Origin of the sequence: Candidatus Thiosymbion oneisti (assembly GCF_900092655.1) — a bacterium.
GTDB classification, from domain to species: Bacteria; Pseudomonadota; Gammaproteobacteria; order Chromatiales; family Chromatiaceae; genus Thiosymbion; species Thiosymbion oneisti.
Map to the genome: position 1 here is coordinate 1 of NZ_FLUY01000071.1, position 23,718 is coordinate 23,718.

Annotated in this window: 21 protein-coding genes; 9 read left to right on the forward strand and 12 right to left on the reverse strand. The window is 60.2% G+C overall.

Annotated features, from left to right (window positions below; all coding sequences use genetic code 11):
* Window positions 1-171: 171 nt before the first annotated feature.
* The 7 genes from BQ17_RS00485 to BQ17_RS00515 form a co-directional block, all read right to left on the reverse strand.
* A complete protein-coding gene (locus BQ17_RS00485; protein ID WP_089723800.1) occupies window positions 172-552 on the reverse strand; it encodes a helix-turn-helix domain-containing protein in 381 nt (126 codons plus the stop codon).
* Window positions 553-615: 63 nt separating this feature from the next.
* Entirely contained in the window at window positions 616-1,062 is a 447-nt protein-coding gene (locus BQ17_RS24495; protein WP_439645630.1) for a type II toxin-antitoxin system RelE/ParE family toxin, read from the reverse strand.
* Window positions 1,063-1,214: 152 nt separating this feature from the next.
* Window positions 1,215-2,177 carry a protein NO VEIN domain-containing protein gene (locus BQ17_RS00495; protein ID WP_089723801.1) on the reverse strand — a complete coding sequence of 321 codons (963 nt, stop codon included), beginning with the start codon at window positions 2,175-2,177 and terminating at the stop codon, window positions 1,215-1,217.
* A complete protein-coding gene (locus BQ17_RS00500) occupies window positions 2,174-3,970 on the reverse strand; it encodes an SNF2-related protein (RefSeq protein WP_176722224.1) in 1,797 nt (598 codons plus the stop codon). The genes BQ17_RS00495 and BQ17_RS00500 overlap by 4 nt, the downstream gene beginning before the upstream one ends.
* Window positions 3,971-4,127: 157 nt before the next feature.
* Window positions 4,128-5,456, reverse strand: coding sequence for a hypothetical protein (locus BQ17_RS00505; protein WP_089723803.1), 1,329 nt, complete (start codon window positions 5,454-5,456; stop codon window positions 4,128-4,130).
* Complete coding sequence (locus BQ17_RS00510; RefSeq protein WP_089723804.1) at window positions 5,456-7,498, reverse strand: DUF1156 domain-containing protein; 2,043 nt, start codon at window positions 7,496-7,498, stop codon at window positions 5,456-5,458. The genes BQ17_RS00505 and BQ17_RS00510 overlap by 1 nt, the downstream gene beginning before the upstream one ends.
* A gap of 437 nt (window positions 7,499-7,935) precedes the next feature.
* Window positions 7,936-9,627: a glutamine--tRNA ligase/YqeY domain fusion protein gene (locus BQ17_RS00515; protein WP_089723805.1), complete on the reverse strand. Its 1,692-nt coding sequence runs from the start codon at window positions 9,625-9,627 to the stop codon at window positions 7,936-7,938.
* Window positions 9,628-9,912: 285 nt separating this feature from the next.
* Between BQ17_RS00515 and BQ17_RS00520 the strand changes: the two genes are divergently transcribed.
* The 5 genes from BQ17_RS00520 (at window position 9,913) to fabG (ending at window position 13,680) form a co-directional block, all read left to right on the forward strand.
* Window positions 9,913-10,401 (forward strand): YceD family protein, encoded by a 489-nt coding sequence (locus tag BQ17_RS00520; protein WP_176722225.1) that lies wholly within the window; start codon window positions 9,913-9,915, stop codon window positions 10,399-10,401.
* Window positions 10,402-10,554: 153 nt separating this feature from the next.
* On the forward strand, window positions 10,555-10,731 hold the full coding sequence (gene rpmF / locus BQ17_RS00525; protein ID WP_089723807.1) for a 50S ribosomal protein L32: 177 nt from the start codon (window positions 10,555-10,557) through the stop codon (window positions 10,729-10,731).
* Window positions 10,732-10,794: 63 nt separating this feature from the next.
* Window positions 10,795-11,826, forward strand: coding sequence for a phosphate acyltransferase PlsX (gene plsX, locus BQ17_RS00530; protein ID WP_089723808.1), 1,032 nt, complete (start codon window positions 10,795-10,797; stop codon window positions 11,824-11,826).
* Complete coding sequence (locus tag BQ17_RS00535) at window positions 11,823-12,779, forward strand: beta-ketoacyl-ACP synthase III (RefSeq protein ID WP_089723809.1); 957 nt, start codon at window positions 11,823-11,825, stop codon at window positions 12,777-12,779. The genes plsX and BQ17_RS00535 overlap by 4 nt, the downstream gene beginning before the upstream one ends.
* 160 nt (window positions 12,780-12,939) lie before the next feature.
* Window positions 12,940-13,680 carry a 3-oxoacyl-ACP reductase FabG gene (fabG, locus tag BQ17_RS00540; protein WP_089723810.1) on the forward strand — a complete coding sequence of 247 codons (741 nt, stop codon included), beginning with the start codon at window positions 12,940-12,942 and terminating at the stop codon, window positions 13,678-13,680.
* A 297-nt stretch (window positions 13,681-13,977) separates the two neighbouring features.
* On the opposite strand, the gene BQ17_RS00545 is transcribed toward fabG, so the two are convergent.
* Window positions 13,978-14,799 carry an arsenite methyltransferase gene (locus tag BQ17_RS00545; protein ID WP_089723811.1) on the reverse strand — a complete coding sequence of 274 codons (822 nt, stop codon included), beginning with the start codon at window positions 14,797-14,799 and terminating at the stop codon, window positions 13,978-13,980.
* A gap of 227 nt (window positions 14,800-15,026) precedes the next feature.
* Here BQ17_RS00545 and acpP point away from each other — a divergent pair, with 227 nt between their 5' ends.
* The 3 genes from acpP to BQ17_RS00560 all read left to right on the forward strand — a co-directional run bounded on the left by acpP (window position 15,027) and on the right by BQ17_RS00560 (window position 17,128).
* Window positions 15,027-15,266, forward strand: coding sequence for an acyl carrier protein (acpP, locus tag BQ17_RS00550; RefSeq protein ID WP_089723812.1), 240 nt, complete (start codon window positions 15,027-15,029; stop codon window positions 15,264-15,266).
* 334 nt (window positions 15,267-15,600) lie between these two features.
* A complete protein-coding gene (gene pabC / locus BQ17_RS00555; protein WP_256091425.1) occupies window positions 15,601-16,461 on the forward strand; it encodes an aminodeoxychorismate lyase in 861 nt (286 codons plus the stop codon).
* Window positions 16,462-16,573: 112 nt separating this feature from the next.
* On the forward strand, window positions 16,574-17,128 hold the full coding sequence (locus BQ17_RS00560) for a hypothetical protein (protein ID WP_089723814.1): 555 nt from the start codon (window positions 16,574-16,576) through the stop codon (window positions 17,126-17,128).
* A gap of 352 nt (window positions 17,129-17,480) precedes the next feature.
* Here BQ17_RS00560 and BQ17_RS00565 read toward each other — a convergent pair whose 3' ends face one another.
* From BQ17_RS00565 to BQ17_RS00580, 4 genes are all read right to left on the reverse strand, one after another.
* Window positions 17,481-18,557 (reverse strand): DUF3616 domain-containing protein, encoded by a 1,077-nt coding sequence (locus BQ17_RS00565; protein WP_089723815.1) that lies wholly within the window; start codon window positions 18,555-18,557, stop codon window positions 17,481-17,483.
* Window positions 18,558-18,681: 124 nt separating this feature from the next.
* Window positions 18,682-19,266: a CDP-diacylglycerol--glycerol-3-phosphate 3-phosphatidyltransferase gene (gene pgsA / locus BQ17_RS00570; RefSeq protein WP_089723816.1), complete on the reverse strand. Its 585-nt coding sequence runs from the start codon at window positions 19,264-19,266 to the stop codon at window positions 18,682-18,684.
* Window positions 19,267-19,277: 11 nt separating this feature from the next.
* On the reverse strand, window positions 19,278-21,383 hold the full coding sequence (locus tag BQ17_RS00575) for a carboxy terminal-processing peptidase (RefSeq protein WP_089723817.1): 2,106 nt from the start codon (window positions 21,381-21,383) through the stop codon (window positions 19,278-19,280).
* A gap of 142 nt (window positions 21,384-21,525) precedes the next feature.
* Window positions 21,526-21,774 (reverse strand): peptide deformylase, encoded by a 249-nt coding sequence (locus BQ17_RS00580; protein WP_256091426.1) that lies wholly within the window; start codon window positions 21,772-21,774, stop codon window positions 21,526-21,528.
* Window positions 21,775-22,979: 1,205 nt separating this feature from the next.
* Between BQ17_RS00580 and BQ17_RS00585 the strand changes: the two genes are divergently transcribed.
* The gene (locus tag BQ17_RS00585; RefSeq protein WP_141699016.1) at window positions 22,980-23,624 is read left to right on the forward strand and encodes a hypothetical protein; all 645 of its coding nucleotides are present in this window, start codon (window positions 22,980-22,982) and stop codon (window positions 23,622-23,624) included.
* Window positions 23,625-23,718: the final 94 nt, after the last annotated feature.

Sequence of the window (23,718 nt, forward strand, 5' to 3'; positions counted from 1 at the left end):
TGTAGTGCGCTATAAATAGTGGAACTAACAGAGCTGCCACCTGTCCATTGTAGAGAGCCGATGCAGACAGGAGGCAGAGAATGCGAATGGCGCCGGTAATCAATTTGACGCCCGAAGCGCGCAATCGCCGCTTAAGTTCCAAACAGAATGGCGCACTACACTAGGTAGGCGTCAAGCCGGGCAGCCTGCTGTGTGTTTATCCACTGTCCGTTTGCGGCGCACTTTCCCTTTGTCCTTCTCCTCGTTGTCGAACAAGGCGGCAAGGGACACGGCCAGCCAGTCCGGAAAGCGGACAATCAGGTCCAGAGAGCCGCCCATGGCGGCAATGTAGCTGCGCAGTGTGGACAGCAGCATGTCCGCCCGGCCTCCGAGCCGGGAGATGTTGTTCTGTCCCACGCCGAGCAGCTCCGCCATGCGCTCCTGCGTCAGGTCCTGCGCCCTGCGCAGGTCCCGCAGTGTCATCTCCTCGGCAATCAACGCCTTCGCCCGCGTCTCGATCTTGGTGCGCCGATCCGCCGCAAGCGCGTTTATCGCATCCTTCAACTCTTTCATGCTTCACCTCCCCTTCATTCCGACAGTTATTTCCGATAGTTATCAAACCGCTCATCCGCCTTCTTAGATAAGCTGTTTGTAGAAGCGTTTCTCGCCCCTCCCTGCTTTGTCTCCTGCCACCAGCAGGATGGCACGGCGTTTCGGGTCGAAGGCGAACGCAACACGCCAGACCCCATGGTTGGCATTGAAGCGCAGCTCCTTCATGTTCGCGTGCTTGGAACCCTTCAGGGTATCGACGCGGGGCCGTCCGAGCTGCGGTCCGAAGCTCTCCAAGAGTTTGGCATGGGCGAGTAATTCGTCCTGGACCGCTTCGGCCAGATCCAGTGCGGTCTTGGTGGAACGCACACTGACCTTACGTCGTCCGCCCAAGGGTTCGGTGATCATGAAGTTAACGGCTGTTCCCACCCGTTGGTACTCGTCATCGTAGCGCGCCGGCTGACCCGGTTCGGCAGGGGACGGCCGGCGCGTTTCCTGGATCAACTGGACCGGCTGCTCATCCAGACAGACCACCGGGCGTTCCCGTTATATACGCGCAGGTGTACTAACCTTTGTTGCCAACTGAGAACACCAGCTTTTGACGATTGTACTTCGAGGATAAGGAAAGCAGTTGTTTGGAGATTTATTGAGCCGTTGGTGGAAATGATTAGAAGGAACAGGGTTGGCTATGTCGGCAAGCTGGTGGGTGCTGCAGCGGTCACCAGGTACTGCGAGGGGGTGACCACTAGGACGGCAGACGCAACGCTGTCGCCGAGGCTGCGGAAGATAAGCGGGTAGCCAGCTTCTCGCAGAGCACGGTACTCCTCCGGGCGAGGGCAGGTCGGTGATATGCCACCCCAGAAGTGGATCTCGTATGCATCGCCGAGGGCGTGCCCAACTTCCCACTCGTTCGACGAGAGAAAGAACCGCACCTCGCCTCCCTGACTCCCTTTCACCTCAATGTAACGCTCCGGCGACGTGCCCACATTCCTGATGTCGTAGCCGAGCGAGTTATCGTCGAGGGCCACCCACTGGACTCGCGACGGGTCACCCGTTCTTTCCTGTTCCAAGCGGTAGGAGTAGGCTTCGGCTCGGTCTCCGACCTCATGCCGGAGTCCCTCGCTGCGGAATCGCGGGATGGGTTGCAAAGCCCAAGTTGCGAGGAGCTGGTCCACGAGAGCTGCCGGGACTCGGAGGTGGCTGTCCAAGATGACCTCGCGCCAGCGTCGAAGGGCGCCGGTAAGCTGTGCAGCCACGCTGATTGCAGACGACCGCTTGCAGGCGAGAGCACCGCTGGCCGTGAACTCACCCGATGCGAGTAGCCTGCGCGACTGGTTGCGGAAGTACCCGGCGTCGATGAGCGAGCGAGCCAGCAGACGCTCTCCTTGCTGATGGTCCTGAGTGGCCACCTGCCGGCCTCGTGCAGTGAGGCGGGTTAAGCCGCCGCGGCATTCAAGCAGACCAGCCCCGAGCAGCACCTCGACCAGTCCCGCAACCTCATCGAACGGACCGTCGCACCGGTTCCAGACCACCCGATTGACGCGCTGCTCCGGCACGCCCGGCGGAGGGTGGGTCCGGATCGCCGCCAGGACCTCGGGAAGCCGCCGCAACCTGACTGCGGTGAGCCAGTTGTCGATCTCGACCGTCACGAGCCCTCGCCAAGCAAGTAGCGCAGGAGCGCCTCGAGGTCCTGTTCATCCCCCTCCGCATCCGCTGACGGGTCGTCCGACAGGCTAATGGGACCGAGGTTGGCGCCTTCAAGGAGAAGGCGCATCCTGGCGTCCTTCGCCTGAAGCGCGGTGTCCACCAGATGGTCAATCGTCAGCCCGCCGCCGAAGGTCGCGAGCAGGATGTGGATGGTCACCTTCGCGTCGGGAGGCAGACCCAACCGATGGATCCGGTCGATGGACTGGAGGAACAGGGCGCAGTCATAGGTCCGGTCGAGGTAGATGGCGTTGTGGCAGGAGCTGTGGAGGGAGATCGACTCAGAGCAGGACGCGGGATTTGTTATCAACACGGCTGGACTCTCGTTAGCGAGGAAGCGCTGGATGATTACTTCTCGGGTGTCCTCCTCCCCTGGACGCCCACACCTCTCGTTCGGGTCGTCGCGCAGGGCGTCGGTGCCGGCGGGCACACGACCATCGATCTGGAAGCAGGGAACTCCCAACCGTTCATGGACGAGCTTTCGGAAGTGGTCGAGGTTCGCGACGAAGTTACTCCAGCAAACGACCTTTTCCTGCCTATCCATGATCGAAGCAACCAAGTCGAGTGCGGCCAGGGACTTCGCCGGCAGCTCTTTCTGCGGGTAGGCAGCAAGGCGCTCCATGAGCGTCGGCGGTCTCTCTTCGAGACGTGGGAGCCGGTAGTACGAGTCGCGCACGTTGAAAAGCGCGGGGTTGGCCGCAGCCTGCAAGAGGCGGATCGGCCGGCCACGTCGGAGCGCATTCAGCTTGTCCTGCCAGGTCTGCGCGTCCTGGAGATGCCGACGAAATTGGTTGTAGATCAGCGCGTAGATCTCCGCTTGCGTGGCGCGGAGGTCGACCGCGTGACGGATCACCTCGTAAGGCGACAGACCGAGAGCCTCCTTCGGTGTGCGCGAGACGAAAGGCCCAATCTTGCCCAGCACGCCATCGAAATCAGTCTCGACCTGAGCCGCGAACGCATCGCGTGTCCCTGTCAGCAAACCGTCAGGCCAGAGCACGTTGAGCTGCGTGTAGAGGTCCTTCCCCGACTGCGGCATCGGCGTGCCGGACAGGATCTGACGAACCCGAGCATGTCGGGCCAGCTCCATCAGTGCCGGCGCCCAGACACCGCCGCGGAAGCGCTTGATGCGGTGAGACTCGTCGACCACCAACATGACCTGCCGATACCTGAAGAGCCGCAGAAGAAGAAGCTGGTCTGCCGCGGCAGTCGCGTAGCTCAACAGCAGCACCTGGCGGACGCCGACCTGCTCGTACACAGCCCGCCGGCTTCTGGCATTGCCCCGGACCCGGCGAACCTCGATGCGACCGCCGATTGCGGCGCGGGCCTCCTGCTCCCAAGGGTCGAAACAAGCGAGCGGCCCGACCACCACGATCAGATCGACGGTGCCTGACTGGATGTGGGCGACGGCGGCCGCCAAGGTCGTGACGGTCTTCCCGGAGCCGGGCACCGAGAAATTCGCCGCATTGATCGCGGTGAGCGCATGCGCTGCGCCGTCGAGCTGATGGGGCCGCAGGGTCCGGGAGGTCTGCCAGCCGAACTCGGAGAGCGCCCGCTCCAGGCCGCCGCGGTCGAAGTCGCGGACCCCCGCCTTCAGCGCCGAGGTGGCCTCTCGCGTGCGTTGGAAGCTCCGCCGTCGTTCGAGTTCCTGCGCGATCGCCGAGTCCGCGACCCCTTCAGCCCCCACGCCGTAGCCGTGCGACCTGAGCCAGTCATGAACCCGCATGATGAGCCAAGTCACATTATGGCGTCGCCGGGGGACGCGCCATCCCCCATCGATCTGGATAGCCCCGAGCGAAGCGCGAAGGTATAGAAACGCTGCTCGGTCTTTGGCAATCTCCTCGCCTAGAACAAGGACTCCGTTCTCCTCGGGCCGAAGGGTGACGGATGGCACTGGATCATCCTTCGTCATCCAGGAGACGGCGGTGCTCGTCCGCCCATTCAACTATCTCCGTGAGCGCATCGCGAACCGCCTCCCCCTCCCCAGGGTCCGTGAGCGCGCTGGTCAAGCGGCCCCCTTCCGCGAGGGATTCGAGGCGGTTGACCACTTCACGGACGGTCTTCAGGACATCGCGCTGCCGGGATGTCTGGTATCTATCGATCGCGATATCAATCGTCCGTCCGATGGCCGGTGGGTAGTCCGTCACGGATGCTCCACTGTCCTCCACGCCGTCCTCCTCCTCATCCGAATCGTCGGAACTCGTCTGTGTTGGAGAAGCGAGGGTGGGTCTATCGTTGGGCTGAATTCGCGTCTCCGCGTCGGAGATGTCTCCCGCGAGGCGGTCGAACTGTGATCGATCCTTGCGGAACATTTGCCTCACTTGGCGGATATCCTCGTACTTCTTACCGGCGCGCACGCCGGCGAAGAGCACTTGGAGCACACGATCGAAGTCATCTGGATAGTCGGGCTCGACCTTCATCATCATCCGTCCGATGTCGCGGAAGATTTCCAGGGTGTGCAGCAGACGATGGTACTCGCCAGGGTGGTTAGAGTCCTCGAGGAAGAAGTCCATATACTTAACGGCGTAGAGGTCACGAACGACTTCCGATCTGGACTTTTCGACGGTCGTCTGGAGCTTGCCTGCAACCCCGTCGATGGAATCGCGGTCGAACCAGTCGATCTCTCGAATCTGCGCCGCCTCGCGCAGCGCGAGCAGGTAGTCGATGTCGTTGTACCGGACCTTGAAGTTCTCGGTGAGCTGCTCGCGCTGCTCCATCTCAAGCAGGGCAGCCTCGTCGATCTCCTTGGGATCCAGGATCACTGCATCGACCCAGGTGAGACCGCTGTCGCCGCCCAGTCGTTGGATGCGTTTGATCATCGCGAGGCGGCGGTTGCCGTTGCGCACCGTGCCATCCGGGCGAATCCAGAAGGGCGTCTCCTGTCCTCGTCGCTCCCAGTCGTTCTTGAGGGATTCGTAGTCCTTCGAGGACGTGCCAACGATCTGCCCGTGCTCGATCCGGTGGGATTTGTCGAGAAGTAGCGATTCGATGCAGAACTCGTCGTCCGGGTAGTTCTCCGGATCGAGACTCCTGCCGAGCTGCTCCTGCGCCCAGAGTCGTTCCGCAGCGAACCGGCGGTTGTCTACGTTTAGGACAAGCGCATCCACCGGCACCTTCCAGACCTCGCGGAGGCTCCAATCGTCCTGGATCCAGAGCTTGGCCTTCTCGTCGCAGGGCTTCTTACGGGTCTCAATGGCCTGCATGCGCTCGGCGGCGGTCTTCGGCATCAGTGCTTCCTCCTCAGGCGGGCGAATCGAAAGGCGACCGTATTGTAGGCCAGGATCATGTTGTTCCGATCAGCGCCACTGACCCGTAACGGCTTCACGTCCTCGATCCACTGATCGACGGTGAACCGGGGCATGTACGGTTCGGTCTCGCCATACCGGCGGCACACGATCACGAGGTCCCACTCGCTGTTGCCGGCGTGGCTGTGGTAGCCCATGTGGCCGTCGCTTCGAACCGGCCAGATGGCGGTAACGCGAAGGTCGGCAGCGTCGATGGCCTCACCGATTGCATCCCACGCCTCTGGATTCGTGGAGTGGTAAGTGAAAGCGATGGGGCAACCTGCTCGGAGTCGCGCGACCATCACCCGCATGCAGCGCCCAAGGTAAACGCCGAAGGGTTCTGCCCCGTTGTCCTTGCTAGGCAACAGCGGCGGACCGGCGAGCTGGGAGTCCTTTCGCCAAGCTCGATAGAACGCTGAGAGTTCGTCGTAAGCGATGTAGTCGTAGTAGGGCGGGTCGAAGATGCAGATGTCGATGTCGGGTGAGGTCCCCGGTGCCGGAAAGACATCAGCCGAGCGGCAGGCCAACCTAGCGTCGATGCCCGCGGTGGTGAGATTGAGATCGACGGCCACCGCCCGCTGCTTGGAGGTGTGCCATGTGTAGCGCCTTACGGGCGCTCTTCCGGCAGCGCGCCCGATCCGTGCAACACAAGCTGCGATCGTGCCCCGGCCGCCAGTCGGGTGCAGGGGGTTGAGCTCCACGGCGAGGGCAGGAAGCGAGTACCCACGAACCGCGAACAATGCCGAGAGCCTGCCGTAGTCGGTCGCGTAGCCGCAGAGCCGGTTGTTCGTTGCCAAGGCGTTCGACAGCGCCATTTCGAGCGCCCGTGTGACCGGTTTCGGCCAGTTGCATTCGGAGACCCAGGTCCGTGCCGATCCGAGGATCAAGAGCTGGCGCGGCGTGAAGAGGTGCTCGTACCGGGTGATCCCGTAGCTGACAGGCCTGTCGTCGTGATGGCCGACCTGTATATCGCCGTCAGGAAGATGCAGGCGTTTGCGGCGATTGGACAGGGAGCGTCGCGCCGACTCCAGGGCTTCGAGGTCCTGACTCGTCGGCGGCCGCAGGCGTCGGCGGCCAGCCATCGGAGTCTCCTCTACTGCGATGAGGCGCTGCTCGGCAACACCCGTTCGCAGGTCCCGGTGCGACGATCTCGCCGAACATTGAGGGCAAGCGTAGGAACGGTCCAAGAAGGTGCCAGACCCAATATCATGCTGCTGTCCGCAACATCGGAGACGCACGGCATCGGCGCTCTTCATGTGGCGGAGGGAGAAGCAGGTCGGGCAGTAGCACGTCAATCCCTCAGCGCGGACGACGGCCCCTCGACGCCGAGGGTCCCGGACCAGCACGAGGTTGCGGTAGAGTGGACCACGGTGCTTGCAGCTTGGGCACTCCACGATCGGGATATAGAAGTAGTGCAGGGGAGAAACGTCGTCCTGCGTCGGGTAGAACTCCGCGAAGGTGCCGGTGAGCCACTCGAGTAGCTCGGCGCCCGCTCTTCGCAGGGTTTCCGGCTCGGGTGGTTCAAGCTCCGCGCTGACAATGCTCACAGCCAGCGGATCGACATCGCCGGCAACCACGTCGGCACCAAGGCGTGCCGCCTCAATCACGGTAGAACCACCCCCGGCGAAAGGGTCGAATACTCTTCGACCAGCGAGCGGGCGTTCGGCACTACCAAACACCTGCCAGAACTCCTCGGTCGTGGCGTCCATGTCGAGGTGGCTGGCGATGAGTAACCCCCGAAGCAGAGCGGGAGGCCGGCGCGCCCACCATCGGTGGATGCCGTAGATAGGGTCACGTGCCCGCCGATCAGCGCTGATGACGAGGGAGAGTTCGCGAAAGGGAAACCCGTGTTCGAGAAACGTCCGCTGCAGCGCCGACACCGTTACGGGCTCCGCCAGGGAAAGGGACCCCAGACGACCATTGTCCCGCCATACCCTGGGGCGGCCCTCGTCCAACGGGGCCTCGGCCGATCCTGCCGTCGTCATGTTGGTAGTGTTTTTGCTTTGTTGTTTCCAGGATACAATATAAGGATACTGTCACATGGTATATACTCGAAGACAAAAGAATCTGGTGTTGACCGCGATTACTGGGCATTAAATTGGCATCATCGCTGGCTACCCCCCGCCGCCTGAGCCTAGCTCGCCTCAGTTTACCCCCCGGCGGTACCCTTTTGCGACACCCTCCCAGGAAGAGGGCTGGGGAGAGGGGATCAAAAAAGAAACGAGGAGTGGTGAATGAACTGCTTTACTCGACCACTTAAAAACTTACCACTACCCTTGTCCCATCCCTGGGGGGTAAGTAGGCCGGCACGGGCAGGTGTTTATGAGGCGGTAGGTAGGTGCTCACCACATCCTACGAGCTGAAGTCTTTCGGGACTGTCAACCACGCTATCAGTTAGAAATTTACCACTATCCCCCGCCTTCTAGCCCCCCGTTTTCCGACTCCAGGTATCGCGCAGGGTCACGGTGCGATTAAACACTGGCCTTGCGGGATGGGAATCCTTGTCCGCCACGAAATAGCCCTCGCGCTCGAACTGAAAGCGATCGCCCGGCGCAGCCGCCGCCAGGCCCGGCTCCAGGAAGCACAGCGTCAGGGTATGCAGGGAGGCCGGATTCAGGTCCGCGCGAAAATCCCGGCCCCCCGCGCCCGGCTCCGGCACCGCGAACAGCCGATCATAGAGCCGTACCTCCGCCGCGATCGCTTGCCGCGCCGAGACCCAGTGGATGACGCCCTTGATCTTGCGACCTTCCGGGTTCTTGCCGAGGGTATCAGGATCGTGGGTACACCGCAGCTCGACGACCGCTCCGGTCCGGTCCTTGACGACCCGGACGCAACGTACCACATAGGCGTTGCGCAACCGCACCTCACCGCCGGCGACGAGCCGTTTGAAACCCCGGACGGGCTCCTCCATGAAATCGTCGCGGTCGATGTAGAGCTCCCTGGTGAAGGGAATCGGGCGCGTCCCCTTGGTCGTATCCTTGGGGTGATTGGGCACGGTAAGCAGCTCGGTCCGGTCCTCCGGATAGCTTTCCAGCACCAGCCTGAGGGGCCGCAACACCGCCATGGCCCGGGGGACCTTGCGGTCCAGATCCTCGCGGATGGTGTTCTCCAGCATGGCCATCTCCACCAGGTTGTCGGCCTTGGTCACGCCGATGCGCTCGCAGAAGGTGCGGATGGCCTCCGGGGTATAGCCGCGGCGGCGCAGCCCGGCGATGCTCGGCATCCGCGGGTCGTCCCAGCCCGCGACGAAGCCCTCGTCCACGAGTTGGGTCAGCCGGCGCTTGCTCATTACCGCGTACTCGAGATTGAGCCGGGAGAACTCGATCTGGCGCGGCCTGCAGGGTACCGAGACATTGGCGACCACCCAATCGTAGAGGGACCGGTGGTCCTCGAACTCCAGGGTGCAGAGGGAATGGGTGATCCCCTCGAGGGCATCCGAGATCGGGTGGGTGTAATCATAGGTGGGGTACAGACACCACTCGTCGCCCGTCCGGTGATGGATCACCCCATGGCGGATGCGGTAGAGGACGGGGTCGCGCAGATTCAGGTTAGGCGAGGCCATGTCGATCTTGGCCCGCAGGGTCAGGGTCCCATCGGGAAACGCACCGGCCCGCATATGCGCGAAGAGGTCCAGATTCTCCGCCACCGGACGATCACGGTATGGGCTCTCCTGCCCGGGTTCGGTCAGGGTACCCCGGTACTCGCGTATCTGCTCCGCATCCAGCGCGCAGACATAGGCCCGCCCCTTCTCGATCAGCTCGACGGCGAACCCGTAGAGCTGCTCGAAGTAATCGGAGGCAAAATAGAGCCGCTCTCCCCACGCATAGCCCAGCCAATGCACGTCCTCCTTGATCGCCTCCACGTACTCCCGATTTTCCTTGTGCGGGTTGGTATCGTCGAAACGTAAGTTGCAGGTGCCTCGGTAATCCTCGGCAATCCCGAAATTGAGCACGATGGACTTGGCATGCCCGATGTGCAGATAACCGTTCGGCTCCGGCGGAAAGCGGGTGGCGATTCGCGCGTGCCTTCCATGGGCCAGATCCTCGTCGATGATCCGGCGGATGAAATTGGGGCGAATGAAATTGGTCTTTTTGGGGTCTTCTTTCTCGGACATCTGGGCGCGACCGTTGCGGCAGGAATGGGATGGACAATGCAAGTTAGGGGCCATTATGCCTCAATGGGGACTCAGCTGATGCTCGCCCTGATAGGCAGACAGGACCGTAGGGCGGAAAAGCGTAGCGCATCCCGCCGCAAGCGAGGCTGATAACCGGCGGGAGGTGGCCATCCCTGGCCTGTCCCGCCCTACGCTGGCTCGCCCTGACAGGCGGGCTATATTTTTGGCAGATAAGTGCTGTCCATATATAATTTAAAGTTTATGTCCTCGGTGCTTCCAAACTTATTGGACCCTTGGCGAGCCGTAGACAGTCGGTTGGTCCTGGTAGGTCGTCTGCCCTTGTCGAGCCTGCCGCGGTTGCGGGGCTCGCTGGTGGAAGCTACGGGCGATGCTCGGTTCCGGCTTGCGTTTTCCCGTGATGAAGCACAGCGGGCCGTGTTGCGTTGCGAGGTGGTCGCAACCCTGAAGTTGCGTTGTCAACGCTGCCTGGAGGCACTCGATCACAAGGTCAGCACCGACACCCTGTTGGCGTTGGTCTTAAGGATGGACGAGGAACGTCACCTGCCGGAACCTTATGATCCCCTGCCGGTGAGCAACGAATCGATCCGACCCGGGGATCTGATCGAGGATGAGCTGCTGCTTGCGCTGCCTCAGATCCCGATGCACGAACCAACCCTTTGCGCGCGGCAGCTGCCGGATGTGGACGTTGCGCGGATGCAGTCCGGCGGGGCGAGTCCCTTCGCGGTGCTCGCCGAACTCAAACGCAGGGGATAGGGGTGCATCCCCGACGGATTGTGGCCCTGCGGATGCTCGGAGCTCCGGCGGCCGACTTGATTTGAAGAGAGAATGCAAAATCGGGTCACGGAGCAACGGTAACCTTAAAGGGCACCTTGAAAGATTCATGGTCCCCTTGAGTCGGAGGCAAAAATGGCAGTTCAACAGAATCGGAAGACCCCTTGCAAACGGGACATGCGTCGTTCCCACGATGCCTTGTCGAGGCCGACGCTGGCGACGGATCCCACGACGGGCGAAATCCATCGTCGTCACCATGTATCGTCGGATGGTTATTATCGTGGCCGCAAGGTCGTGGACAAGAACGACTGACGGCGGCGGCCGCTATCTCTACGACACCTGCGCAGGGCTCTCAGCGCCGGGAGCGAGTATCTCTTGTCCGAACGTCTAACCATCGCCCTCGACGCCATGGGAGGTGACCACGGCCCTGATGTGGTCACCGCCGCCGCCTTGCAATTCTTAAGCAAATCCAATCAGATGGCGCTGATCCTGGTGGGGCAAGAAGAGGCGATCATTCCCCATCTCGGCAGGGTCGATTTCGGCGATCGCCTGACTGTCCATCACGCCTCGCAAACGGTCGGTATGGACGAGCTTCCCTCCAGTGCCTTGCGCAACAAGAAGGATTCCTCCATGCGGGTGGCACTGAACCTGGTCAGGAGCGGCACCGCCGATGCCTGCGTCAGTGCCGGCAATACGGGGGCTCTGATGGCGATCGCGCGTTTCGTGCTCAAGATGCTGCCGCTGGTGGATCGGCCGGCCATTATTGCCGCCGTACCCTCCCTGCAGGGACAGACCCATATGCTCGATCTGGGTGCCAACGTGGATTGTACGGCGGAGCACCTGTTTCAGTTCGCGGTCATGGGCAGCGAGCTGGTGACGGCGGTGTCCGGTGTCGAGGCCCCGAAGGTCGGTCTGCTCAACATCGGGGAGGAAGAGATCAAGGGCAACGAGCAGGTCAAACAGGCCCACGAACGGCTAGTGGGCAGCACCCTGAACTACATCGGTTATGTAGAGGGGGACGACATCTACCGCGGCGGCGTGGATCTGGTGGTGTGCGACGGCTTTGTGGGCAACAGCGTCCTCAAGGCCAGCGAAGGCGTTGCCGCACTGGTGCGCCATATCCTCGGAGCAAGCTTCAAGCGCAACCTACTGACGCGATTCTCAGGATTGGCGGCCGGGCCGGTTCTGAAGCGCTTGGGTAGGGCCTTCGATCCCCGGCGTTACAACGGGGCCAGCCTGTTGGGGCTGAAAGGCATCGTCATCAAAAGTCACGGGGGTGCCGATCGGTTGGCGTTCGAGAGTGCAATCCACATCGCGGAGCAAGAGATTCACTGCAACATCCCGGATCGCATCGCTCAGCAGGTAGCGCGGCAATTGGAAGCGGAAGAACAGAGGACAAGGACGTGAGCCTGTATGCACGCATTGCCGGGATCGGCAGTTTCCTGCCTGAAAGGGTCCTGACCAACCAGGATCTCGAGGCGATCGTCGACACCTCCGATGAGTGGATCCGCGAGCGCACCGGGATCCGCAAACGCCACCTCGTCACCCAGGGCGAGCGCTGTAGCCGGCTGGCAGAAGTCGCCTCCCGCCGGGCGCTGGAGGACGCCGGCATCGATCCCGCGACGCTCGATCTCATCATCGTAGCGACCACCACCCCGGACCAGGTCTTCCCCAGCGCCGCCTGTTTCCTGCAGCAACGTCTGGGTATCCGGGGTTGCTGCGCCTTCGACTTGGTGGCCGGGTGCACGGGCTTCGTCTATGCCCTCGGGGTAGTGGACCAGTTCATCCGTACCGGCGGCATAAGGCGTGCATTGGTCGTCGGTGCCGAGATCCTCTCGTACATCGTCGACTGGCAGGATCGCGATACGGCCGTATTGTTCGGCGACGGCGCGGGCGCCGTGGTGGTAGAGGCCGGGCCGGAGCCGGGCATCCTCTCCTCGCACCTCCACGCGGAAGGCGCCTACACGGACATACTCCAGGTTCCCGGCGGGGTCGGCGACCGCGAGCGGGACTCCTACATCGAGATGAGGGGAAACGAGCTGTTCAAGATAGCGGTCACTACCCTTTCCGATGTGGTCGAGGAGACCCTCCGGGCCAACGGTATGCAGAAGTCGGAGCTCGACTGGCTGGTGCCGCATCAGGCCAACTTTCGGATCCTCCAGGCCGTCGCGCGTCGGCTGAAGCTGCCCCTGGACCGGGTCGTCGTCACGGTGGGCGAACATGCCAACACCTCGTCCGCATCCATCCCCCTGGCGTTCGACGTCGCGGTGCGGGATGGACGCATCCGCCGCGGCCAGACCGTCCTGATGGAGGCCTTCGGGGGCGGTATCACCTGGGGATCGGTGTTGCTGGTGTACTGACATCGATAACATCGAGCCGGCAGGATTTTCACGGAAGATTTATCCGCCAATGAACGCCAATCAACGCAAAGGGATCGAGAACCGTCGCTCGACAGACGAAACCTGGGTCTTCGGGGGTGCAATCCCACGAGCCTGACGACAGCTTGGGAGGCAACGTAACATGCTGAATGGTGAGATCGCGCTGGTAACAGGTGCATCCCGGGGGATCGGGCGAGCGATCGCACTGGCCCTAGGCGAGGCGGGAGCGAGCGTAGCCGGTACCGCCACCACCGAGGGCGGTGCGGCCCGGATCGACCAGACCTTGCGGGAGCAGGGATACCAGGGCCTGGGTGTGGAACTGAACGTCACCGATCAGATCTCGATCGACACCGCATTGAAACATTTGAGCGATAGCTTGGGTACCCCGACGATCCTGGTCAACAACGCAGGTATCGTCCGCGACAATCTACTCATGCGTATGAAGGACGCGGAGTGGGCCGAGGTGATCGATACCGACCTGAGTTCGGTCTATCGTCTGAGCAAGGCCTGTCTACGCGGCATGATGAAGGCGCGCAAGGGGCGGATCATAAACATCACCTCCGTGGTTGGCGCAATGGGGAACGGAGGGCAAACCAACTATGCTGCCGCCAAGGCCGGTATGATGGGCTTTACCAAGTCCCTGGCGCGCGAGGTCGGGTCCCGGGGCATCACCGTCAACTGCGTGGCCCCCGGATTCATCGATACGGACATGACGCGGGACCTGGATGAGACGTACCGCGAGCACCTGCTGGCCGGTATTCCCTTGGGACGCCTCGGTAATCCGGAAGAAATTGCCGCCGTCGTGGCCTTTCTCGCCGCCGAGCAGGCCGGTTATATCACCGGCGAGACCATCCATGTCAATGGCGGCATGTACATGGGCTGATCCTATTTCAGTAGTGGGTAGTGGTGAACGGTAGTGGTAAATTCATAAGCGTTAACGTAGAGAGATTCATCTTTTTGATCCCCTCTCCCCAACCCTCTCCCGGGGAGGGAGAGGGGGTATAGCGGCCAGTGCCGTTGGTCATGTTACAACTTAGATATCAACCACTACCTGATGAACTTCTAACTGATAAAGTGGTTGATAGTCCAAAAAGACTTCAGTCCGCCTAGCAGCAGAGCGATCCAACCTACCCTCTATCAGTTAAAGACTTACCACTACCTAAAATCATAACACCACTGGTCAAGGTTTCCTCGCCTCGATGTAAGCCGAGACCACATAGTCATCCACTGCACGCCCTGGCGCCCAGTCCTTGATGAACTCGCGGGATTCATCTTTGGGCTCGATGCGGATATCGAGAAAACCTGCCTGCTCGAGCATCGCGCGGACCGCATCGGAGGAAGCCGCACCGCTCACACAGCCTGAATACATGGCCTGATCGGACTTGACCTCGTCCGGCAACTCGGCGGTTGTCACCACATCGGAGATCGCTAAACGCCCGCCGCTTTTCAACACCCGGTACGCGTCGCGGAATACCTGTTGTTTATCCGGCGATAGATTCACCACGCAGTTGGAGATGATGACATCGACGCTGGTATCCGCCACCGGCAGGTGTTCGATCTCGCCGAGGCGGAACTCTACGTTGGCGTAGCCGCCTGTTTGCGCGTTGGTACGGGCCTTGCTGAGCATATCGGGTGTCATGTCGATACCGATGACACGGCCTTCGGCGCCCACCTCGCGCGCGGCAAGGAAACAATCGAAGCCGCCGCCGCTGCCGAGATCGATGACCACCTCGCCGGCCTTGAGCGCGGCAATGGCGCGGGGGTTGCCACAACCGAGTCCCATGTCGGCACCCTCGGGGACCACCACGAGATCCTCTGCGGAATAGCCGAGACGGGTGGAGGCAACGCCGATAGGGCCGGCGGGCACGCCGCAACGATTGTTCGGCTCCCCGCAGCACGCCCCCGTTTCGTGGGTGGCCGCTACCGCGGCATAGGCCTTGCGCACGCCGCTTCGAATATCGTCCTCGGTCTTTGCCTTAGTCTCAGTGGTCTTTTTGTTCATCGCTTACCCTCTAGTTAAAGTGGGTTTTCTCTCAGCAGGGCTAGTATTATACGCCGGTGAGAGATGTGGGCTGGAAAAACAGACCAAAATCCAGCAAAGTTAAGGGTGCGTCGAGGGCGGATACGCACCTTTCATCCTGAACCGATTGTGACCTGAACCGATTGTGAATAGAATACCGCGTGCCCTGGGGTCAGGGCCATCCATCTAATCTGGAGGAAGATAACACAATGAGCAGCGTCGAAGACCGAGTGAAGAAAATCGTGGTCGAGCAGTTGGGGGTCAAAGAAGATGAGGTAGTTCCCGAGGCCTCCTTCGTGGATGATCTGGGCGCGGACTCTCTGGACACCGTCGAGTTGGTGATGGCCCTGGAAGAAGAGTTCGAGACGGAGATCCCGGACGAAGATGCCGAAAAGATCACCACCGTCAAGGAAGCGATCGATTACATCAAGGAGCACACTACTGGTTGAATCTTGTCGCAGACACGGTGACGCGCCACGCGGCGGCGCACCACTGTTCACATTATCCTTGAGCAGAGATCGGGGTACCCCATGAGCAGAGGCCATTTTTTGCCTTGTGGCGGTTCGTGATCAGGTAGCCCACCACCAACCACGAGACGCCGGATGCGGCGTGTGACCCCGATAGATGCCCAACAGCGTCCGTGAGCCGGAGATCGATGTCGCCGTGACCGACTCCTTCGGCTTCGGCGACACCAAGGGTATGCTCATCTTTCGCCGGTTGTAAGCGCAGGTGGACTGAGTTCGGCGTGGCCGGCGCAAGGTTTGTGTATTGGTCCCAAGAGCCTTGATCAATGGGTCAGAGGCCAACTGCCTGCCTGTCGCCGACCGCGGTCTGCAGTATGGAGACGGGCTGTTCGAGACCCTTGCCGTGCGTGATGGCGCCCCCTGCCTGTGGCACGCGCATCTTGATCGCCTCGCGCGGGGGGCTGATCGCCTCGGGATTCCCTGTCCGCCACAGGAGCTGCTGCTGCGTGAATGTCGGCAGCTCGCCGGGGGTGAATCCACCGGGGTGGTGAAAATCATCCTCACCCGCGGCAGTGGGGGCCGGGGCTATGGCCCTCCCGAGGGCCCGCAACCCAGCCGTATTCTCACGCTCCATCCCTGGCCGGATTATCCCCCGGACTGGGGTGAGCAGGGTGTCAAGGTGATCTTCTGCCGCACCCGGCTTGGTGAGAATCCGGTGCTTGCGGGCCTCAAACACCTGAATCGGCTGGAGCAGGTCCTGGCACGTTCCGAGTGGCGGGATCGAGGGATCGCCGAGGGACTCATGCAGGATATCAGGGGCCGAATCATCGGCGGTACCATGTCCAATCTGTTCCTGGTCCGCGCTGGTCGTCTCCTCACGCCGCGGCTGGATACCTGCGGCATCGCCGGTACGGTGCGGGACCTGGTATTACGCATTGCCGGCGCTTTCGGCAGCGAGGTCTTGGAGAGGGACATCATGTGCGCCGACTTGTTTGCTGCCGATGGACTCTTCCTCACCAATGCCTTGATTGGTGTGTGGCCGGTGCGGCGCCTGGGAACCCAAAAAATGGGAACCCGGAAAATTAGTCTCGAGTATTTACCCTTGGATCTGCTGGCGGCCGTGCGGCGAGCGACCCGGACACCCCACAATAAGGATCCGTTGACATTGGAGGGGCTCTAAGAGCAAAAAATAAGGTGAAACGGGGTGCTAGATTGGGGTGAGGGACGAACCTCAACGGCGAAACTGAATTCCGTGCCGTTCCAACCAGGGTGGCTGCAAGGGAGAAGAAGAGGTGGCACTGAGAATCAAGAGTCATTGGTGGAATGCAGAGCAGGCAAGGTCCGTGCCGGAGATCGCGGGTGCACTTGCCTTCATTGCCTGGCGTCTTTCCGTCGAAAAAGCCGTCAACCTGCATTGCGAGCGCTTCGTCTATACCGACGACAGACAACGCATGGCGGTCATTCAGGAATATCTCGTCTTCCTGATTCAGATCGCCGACCGCCTATGTTACGGCATCATGAGCGAAGATGACCGCCGCACACTGATCACCACCGTCGTCACCAAGGTCATCGAACAGGTTCAGGACAACGGCCAAGACCTCTTCGGCGACGGCAACCATAGTCGTCCCTTCATCGCATTGCTCAACCGGCGTTCCGACGAGTATGCCCAGCTCCACTTCGACGGCGAAGGACCCAGCTATCCCTTCCTGCGGCACCTGGGCTACGAAATACAGTGTGTCATGGGGCAACAGGAGGAGAACCGCTGGGTCATCGACCAGGTGATGGATAAGGACGGTTGGGAGGCCTACCAGCAGTTTTCCGGCACATTCAGGAACCTGTTCGAGTAGCCTGGATTCGTTGCGAGCCGCAACTTAGAGACTGTCTAAAAAGGCGGTCTCTTAGGATGCTTAAAGCCCCTCTCCCTGGAAGGGAGAGGGGTTGGGGAGAGGGTGATCCAAACACGCCCGCCCACGCGCTCAATCAGGCAAAATCAAGGGGTTAGTTTTTAGACAGTCTCTTAGCCTTAATACGACGCGAGGCTACAGGTCCGGAAGCGGTCACGCACCTTGATCGGGGCTCGTTTACAGCAGCAGGTTGCAGCGAGTTCCAAGGGCTTCCCCCCACATGGCCGATTCACGCTCAACATGATGCAAACCGGGAAGCGGTTTTAGCCAGTCATCAGCATCAGGGTCATCAGCATCAGGCGTTGGGCGGGGCAAAGACGTCCGCCAGGATCGCGTTCTTGGCCACCAGGCGGTCCGACCTTGGGGCGTCGTAGACAACCAGGAGTCCGGAATCACCGTACCTGCACAGACCTTCGGCCTTATCGCCGTGGGTCATCAGCGGAAGGTGGTAGAGCAACTCCAGCCGCCCGTCATCCAAAGCAGTTATGCTGTCATCAGTGAGATCGGCAGCGTAACGTAAGCGGTAGATACTCTGAAGCCCGGTGATATCCATTGTCGGGCCAGCCAGGATGAGCAGATCTGAGCCATACCACATGAGCTCACGAACGCCCATGCCCTTCAAGTCGATAAAATGTTTTCGATAATGCCTGCCATCGGACCCTATGGGCTCCAGCGTGAGCCGGTTGCCTGTGCTCTCGGCGAGGCATATTTCCAGGAGGACCGCCCAACCCCGCAACACCGGTCCGCGCAATCCGAGAAACAGTCGATCTTCTCTGACAGCCACCCCCTCGATGTCAAAGCCATTCTCCTTCGACGCGATTTGTTGGCAACCGCCGTGCTGCTCCTCCCCCTTGGTGCCCAGGAATGGGCCGAGATGTGGGTCCTCTTGCAAGGCTAGGGATAGTGCGTTTCCCTCTTTGGTAATCGGGATTTGGGTGAGCCTGTCGTCCTTGAGCTGACCTCCATCGATCTGTGCGGACGCGATCAGGAACCGGTTTGGCCGCAGCCGGACCTGGGAGAGACGTTCCAAGTTGTCCTCTATATCCTTTTTGGGTTTGAATTTCTTGCGGGTGCCGGTATGGGAACCTACGATCCAAAGTCGATCCTCCTCAATGTCCATTCCCTCGATGTCAACCTCCTCATCCTCTTCAGGCAGCTCGAGCCGATCAGACAGGTCCTGGTAGAGGTGCTTGGCAAATACGTCGGGGGTCTTACTCTTGAGCCGCGACAGTCCGGTCGATTCGTCATTGCCGAGCCATAGATTCCCCTCCCGGTCCTGGGCGCAGGCGGAGAGGTGACAGCGGAAAAGGCCCGGCTTATCTGTATCTCGGTCGAATCGCAACAGGACACGGGAGCATGGGTAGGTTTGCATCGCAGTTTTCCTCAGTTCCCTTCGGCATTCGTTGGTGTAGCTTAATTCTTGCAGATTGGTCTGATGGCAGCGATTCACGGTGATAGCCCGGTGTTCACCTCATCGAAAAGCAAGCCGTTCCGCTTTACTGTTTCTCCTCACCGTCCAACGGTCTGTCCGGGGACTTTAAGCTCGGCCAGGCCGCACGTAAATAGAGCAGCATGGACCAGAGCGTCAGGACCGCGGCGATATAGAGCAACCCCATCCCGAAACCGTAGAGCGGCGAGTCCGTATCGTCCCGACTGAAAATCAGCAGGATGATGGCGACCATCTGTACTGTCGTCTTGAACTTTGCGACCTTTGAGACGGCGACCTGCGTCCGGGCACCCAGTTCGGCCATCCACTCGCGCAGGGCAGAGACGGCGATCTCGCGGCCAATGATAATTGCCGCCGGGAGGGCCAAGGCTGCCCGTGGATCCGACTGCACCAGCAGCACCAGTGCCACGACAACCATGAGCTTGTCGGCCACCGGATCGAGAAAGGCGCCGAAGGGTGAAGTCTGCTGCCAGCGTCGTGCCAGGTATCCGTCAAGCCAGTCCGTGAGCGCGGCAACGCTGAATACGAGGGCACAGACGAAGGGGGCCCAGGAAACAGGGATGTAAAAGATCCCGACGAAGACCGGAATCAACAGGATACGCAACAGGGTCAACAGGTTGGGAGTATTCCACACAGGCTCTGAAATCAGTCGCGCATGGCGGAGCGTGGCCGGCCGGGAGAACCGAGGCGGATGGCATCGGCGAGGATGCGGGCCGCCTCTTTTACCTGAATCCGCGCAATGATTTCCTGTTGCTTCTCCAAGGCGTCCTGATCCACATCATCGGTGTTTTCATCCACCGGATCGATGCCCTGCGTCCGCAGAAATGCATTGCGCTGGTCCTTGAGTACACGTTCGCGTCGTTTCGATTCGATGCGTCTATCCCGCTCGCGGAGCGAAGCGACGGTTTGATCGTCTAATTCTCTCAGCACTTGCTCCTGGGCGGTCAGCATGTCGAATCCGGGGTCGCGGCGGATGCGCTTCTCGGAACGCTGCCGGAGCGATCGTATTTCTCCTCCGCTCAGGGAGACCCGGGCGTAATCGGCTGCCTCGATCTTGGCCCACGGCAGCGGATTGTCCAAGGCCCGCTCCCCATGGTCGTCGGAGTCCGACATCGTTGGGAATGCGATGTCGGGCACCACGCCGCGTAGCTGCGTGCTGCCACCGCTGATACGGAAGAACTCCGCTACCGTAAGGCGGAGACGCCCGAGGTCGTCTTCCTGTTTGGGAACGAAGCGATTGAGATCGATCAGGGTTTGGACTGTCCCCTTGCCGAATGTCGGCTCGCCGATAATGATCCCACGACCATAGTCCTGCATCGCAGCGGCAAAGATCTCGGAGGCAGAGGCACTGTTGCGGTCGACGAGCACCGCCAAGGGTCCCTGATAGAGGATACCCGGATCCGGGTCCGTCTCTATCTCGACCTTGCCGAAGGCGTCCTTTACCTGCACGATCGGGCCTGTGTCGATAAAGAGCCCCGTCAATACCGTTGCCTCGGTAAGGGAGCCGCCTCCGTTGCTGCGCAGATCCACCACAATGCCGTCGACGCCTTGGCGTTTGAGTCTCCGGATCAGACCCCGCACATCCTGGGTCGTGCTGCGGAAGTCTTTGTTCCCCTTCGATTCGGCTCGGAAATCGCGATAGAAAGCCGGGATCTCGATAACCCCGATACGTACCCTGGGGACAGTATCTATGTTATCAATCAGATAGCTCTTAGCGGCCTGATCTTCGAGCCTGATCTCGTTGCGTACCAGGGAGATTTCACGTGTCGCTCCATCCGATCCGGAAGACTTGGGCTGGATCTGGAGGCGTACCACCGAACCCTTGGGGCCACGGATCTTATCCACCACATCCTGTAGCCGCCAACCGATCACGTCTTCCATCACGCCGCCTTTCCCTTGGGCCACGCCGACGATTTGATCGCCGCTGTGAATCAGGCCACTTTGCCGGGCCGGTCCCCCGGGGATGGTACGTTGTACCACCGTGTACTCGTTCTCTCCGCGCAGCACCGCGCCGATGCCTTCCAGGGAGAGCCGCATGCTGATGTCGAAATTCTCCGAGGTACTCGGGGACATGTAGCTCGTGTGGGGCTCCAGACTCTCGGTGTAGGCGTTGATGAAGGTCCGGAAGACATCGTCGCTGTCGAATTGCCGGATACGCCGTGCCAACCCTTGGTAACGTCTGCGTAGGAGTCCCGGAATCTTATTTTCTTGCTGCTTGGAAAGGCGCAGCCCGAGCCAGTCGTTCTTTACCCGCTTGCGCCAGATTTCGTCGAGCTCGGTGCGTTTCCTTGCACGCTCCGCCTCGGAACGGTCGAAACGGTAGCTCTCCTGGCGCTTGAAGTCGAAGCCGGCGTCCAACAGAGACAAGGCAAGCCTGACCCGCTCGTCGACCCGCTGACGGTAGAGACGGAAGATCTCGAAGGCGGCGTCGAGTCTACCCTGCGTCAAGTCGTCGTCCAGACGATGGGCAGTGCGCTCGAAGCGATCGAAATCCCCTTGCAGAAAGAAAGATCGGTTGGGATCCAGCGCTTCGAGGTACTTCTCGAAGATCCGCTCGGCAAACCCATCGTCCAAGGTCATTTCGCGGTAATGAAAGTGCTCCAGCGCCTGGTTGATGATCATCGTGGCCCGTTGTTGGCGGTATGTGGGTACCAGGCTCGAAATCGGGACATCTTGAGACTCGGCGCAAGCCAACCCGGCGGGCAATGCCAGCAGCAAGGCAATCAGCAACGGAATCAGGCGCTGTCTCATAAGGAGCACTCTAGGATAAATAGACGTAACCATAGGCCAGGTATGGCAACGATATGGAGTCCCCGCAGGAAATAACAGACAACCGAACCGCCGTGGACCTTCCGCGTGGATACTCGCAACTGTAACGGGTTATCGATAAACCTTAACGGCGAAACAGGTCCGTGCGACGGCTGACCAGCCGATCGACGAACAGCATGCCGTCGAGATGATCGAGCTCATACCGCACCACCCGGGCCTCGAAACCCTCCATCTCGAATTCCAAGGCAGCACCCGCTCGGTCCCGGGCGAGGAGACGCAGCCGCGTGGCGCGAGTGACATTTTTGTATAGTACGCGCAATTCCCTGTTTCTGGAATCGCGCGGCACGGATACCAGCCGCGAGGTATGTGCCATCCGTCCCTGTACCTGGCCGGTTCCGTAACCGTTTTCTCCAACCTTGGTTTTGGGCACCTTGCAAAACTGCCTGTCTGGCGGGCGAGCTGAGGATAAACTCATGCAAGTCTTGAGAGGAACCTTCATCGACGGGGGAACCACAGGCCAGCACAGCTTCTTTGACGCGAGAACCGGTTGCGGAACATCAGCAAGCTGGACGACCTGCTGGAGCGGCTGACCGCCGCGATTCCCCGAGAAATCTTTCGTCCCCTGGGGAAGCCGGTTCACGAGTAAGGAACATAAATTCAACTCTGCGAGAAGGGCCAGCGTCACCAAGCCGCTTCGTGAGAGCAGCAGGCGAACAACCACACCCGCTTCCAGATCTGTCCCGCGTCGAGCATATCTATTGGCTTCCAGGAGAACCACACGAACGGGAAATTCATCCGCACTCTTGCCTTGGCTCAGAGGCTGTCTAAAAACTAACATATTGATTTTCTACTGGCATTGATTTTCGGCTGGCTCCTCAGGCTCCAGCGTGGGAGCAGACTTGTCCCGACGGAGGAGGGATCTTGACGCTCCAGCGTTGATTAAGCGCCTCGGTAGGCTAACAGCCAACGCCTATTAGCACAGAGGAGCTGAGTCCGCTGGAGCGGACCGACGGCATTCCCACGCTGGAGCGTGGGAACGAGTGCGAAATTTACAGATTTTATGCCTTAAAATCAGCATCTTAATTTTTAGACAGCCTCTCAGGCCGAGGTGAAGATCGGCTTGACGAACTTGACCGACAACCTGGTGTGCTACCTTCAACTCACCGAAGGCAGAGAAAGTGTGCCCGCTGCCACTTGAACAAGCCAAAGACAGGTCGAGCCGGCCGCCGGGCAAAGCCAATCGCAGGGAGTTACCTGAGTTTTGTCTCCATCCGGCATAGCACATAAGTATCTTATTAATTACTCACAAAGCACACTGAAAATTGAATTTTTTCAAAAGCACATTTTTGGGGCCTATAAACAAATTCAATTTCTAATAACCCGGTTTCTTGATATAGATTAAGAGAATTCTTCCGGTTTCTTGATATAGATTAAGAGAATTCTTAATCAATAAGTACACAGAGGAATAGCTTAATGCATGAAAAGAGCAATCGTACCCTGTCAACAAGGGGCATCGGTATCGCCCTGATCACAGTGGTGTGTGTGTCCTTGGGTACGAGTGCCTACATTGCGAAACGTGTGGGCGAGACCCAAGAAGTCAGCAGCAAGCTGCGGACCGAATTAGCTACCGGATTGGCCGAATTGCGCAACACATTTTCCCCCAGCGCGTTACAGACCGAATTGGCCGAGTTGCGCACCGCGCTTTCCCAAGTCCCCCCGCAAGGAGAAAGCCTGTCGAAGGCAAACACGGAGAGTTCGGTCAATGCAGATATTTCCACCGCACTCCAGGCGTTACAGACAGAAATCAGCAATTTGGCGAACTCCGTCGCTGAAGTGCAGATTGCCTTGCAGAATGCGTTTGCGAACCAGGCCGGCATCGACAAATCGGAGCCACCGGCCTTCCTGCCGTTCCCGGAGATGGCTCCGCCGCGGTTGGATCGTAACCCCGAAAGACTAATCCGATGGGGCCAAGGGGTCTCCGAGGCGCAGCGGGAAGCCGTCGAGGCGGTCTTAAACGACCACGCCGAGCGTGCGCAACAGGAGATCGAAGCCCTGTCTGCCGATCCGATGAATCCGGATCCCGAGGTCGTGGCGCGTGTCATGAAAGAATCCGATGAAGAAATCACAGCAGAGCTGCGTAAGACATTGCCTCCTAAGGATTTCGAGGCCTTGTTCCCCCCTGAGTTGGAGCCGGAGATGCCCGCTTCTCAGGACAACCCTTGACAACCCAAGCCGATAGGTGTGGGGTCCCGGATGATTGCATAGGAACTAAAGTTGGGTCATTGTTGCGTGCCCGAGAGGTTATGGAACTACTGGT

What these genes read in the sequence shown, in the direction of transcription:
- BQ17_RS00485 (WP_089723800.1), bottom strand. Translation starts at nt 552, where the DNA reads ATGAAAGAGTTGAAGGATGCGATAAACGCGCTTGCGGCGGATCGGCGC.
- BQ17_RS00505 (WP_089723803.1), bottom strand. Translation starts at nt 5,456, where the DNA reads ATGCCGAAGACCGCCGCCGAGCGCATGCAGGCCATTGAGACCCGTAAG.
- BQ17_RS00510 (WP_089723804.1), bottom strand. Translation starts at nt 7,498, where the DNA reads ATGACGACGGCAGGATCGGCCGAGGCCCCGTTGGACGAGGGCCGCCCC.
- BQ17_RS00515 (WP_089723805.1), bottom strand. Translation starts at nt 9,627, where the DNA reads ATGTCCGAGAAAGAAGACCCCAAAAAGACCAATTTCATTCGCCCCAAT.
- rpmF (WP_089723807.1), top strand. Translation starts at nt 10,555, where the DNA reads ATGGCAGTTCAACAGAATCGGAAGACCCCTTGCAAACGGGACATGCGT.
- fabG (WP_089723810.1), top strand. Translation starts at nt 12,940, where the DNA reads ATGCTGAATGGTGAGATCGCGCTGGTAACAGGTGCATCCCGGGGGATC.
- BQ17_RS00545 (WP_089723811.1), bottom strand. Translation starts at nt 14,799, where the DNA reads ATGAACAAAAAGACCACTGAGACTAAGGCAAAGACCGAGGACGATATT.
- acpP (WP_089723812.1), top strand. Translation starts at nt 15,027, where the DNA reads ATGAGCAGCGTCGAAGACCGAGTGAAGAAAATCGTGGTCGAGCAGTTG.
- BQ17_RS00565 (WP_089723815.1), bottom strand. Translation starts at nt 18,557, where the DNA reads ATGCAAACCTACCCATGCTCCCGTGTCCTGTTGCGATTCGACCGAGAT.
- BQ17_RS00575 (WP_089723817.1), bottom strand. Translation starts at nt 21,383, where the DNA reads ATGAGACAGCGCCTGATTCCGTTGCTGATTGCCTTGCTGCTGGCATTG.
- BQ17_RS00580 (WP_256091426.1), bottom strand. Translation starts at nt 21,774, where the DNA reads ATGGCACATACCTCGCGGCTGGTATCCGTGCCGCGCGATTCCAGAAAC.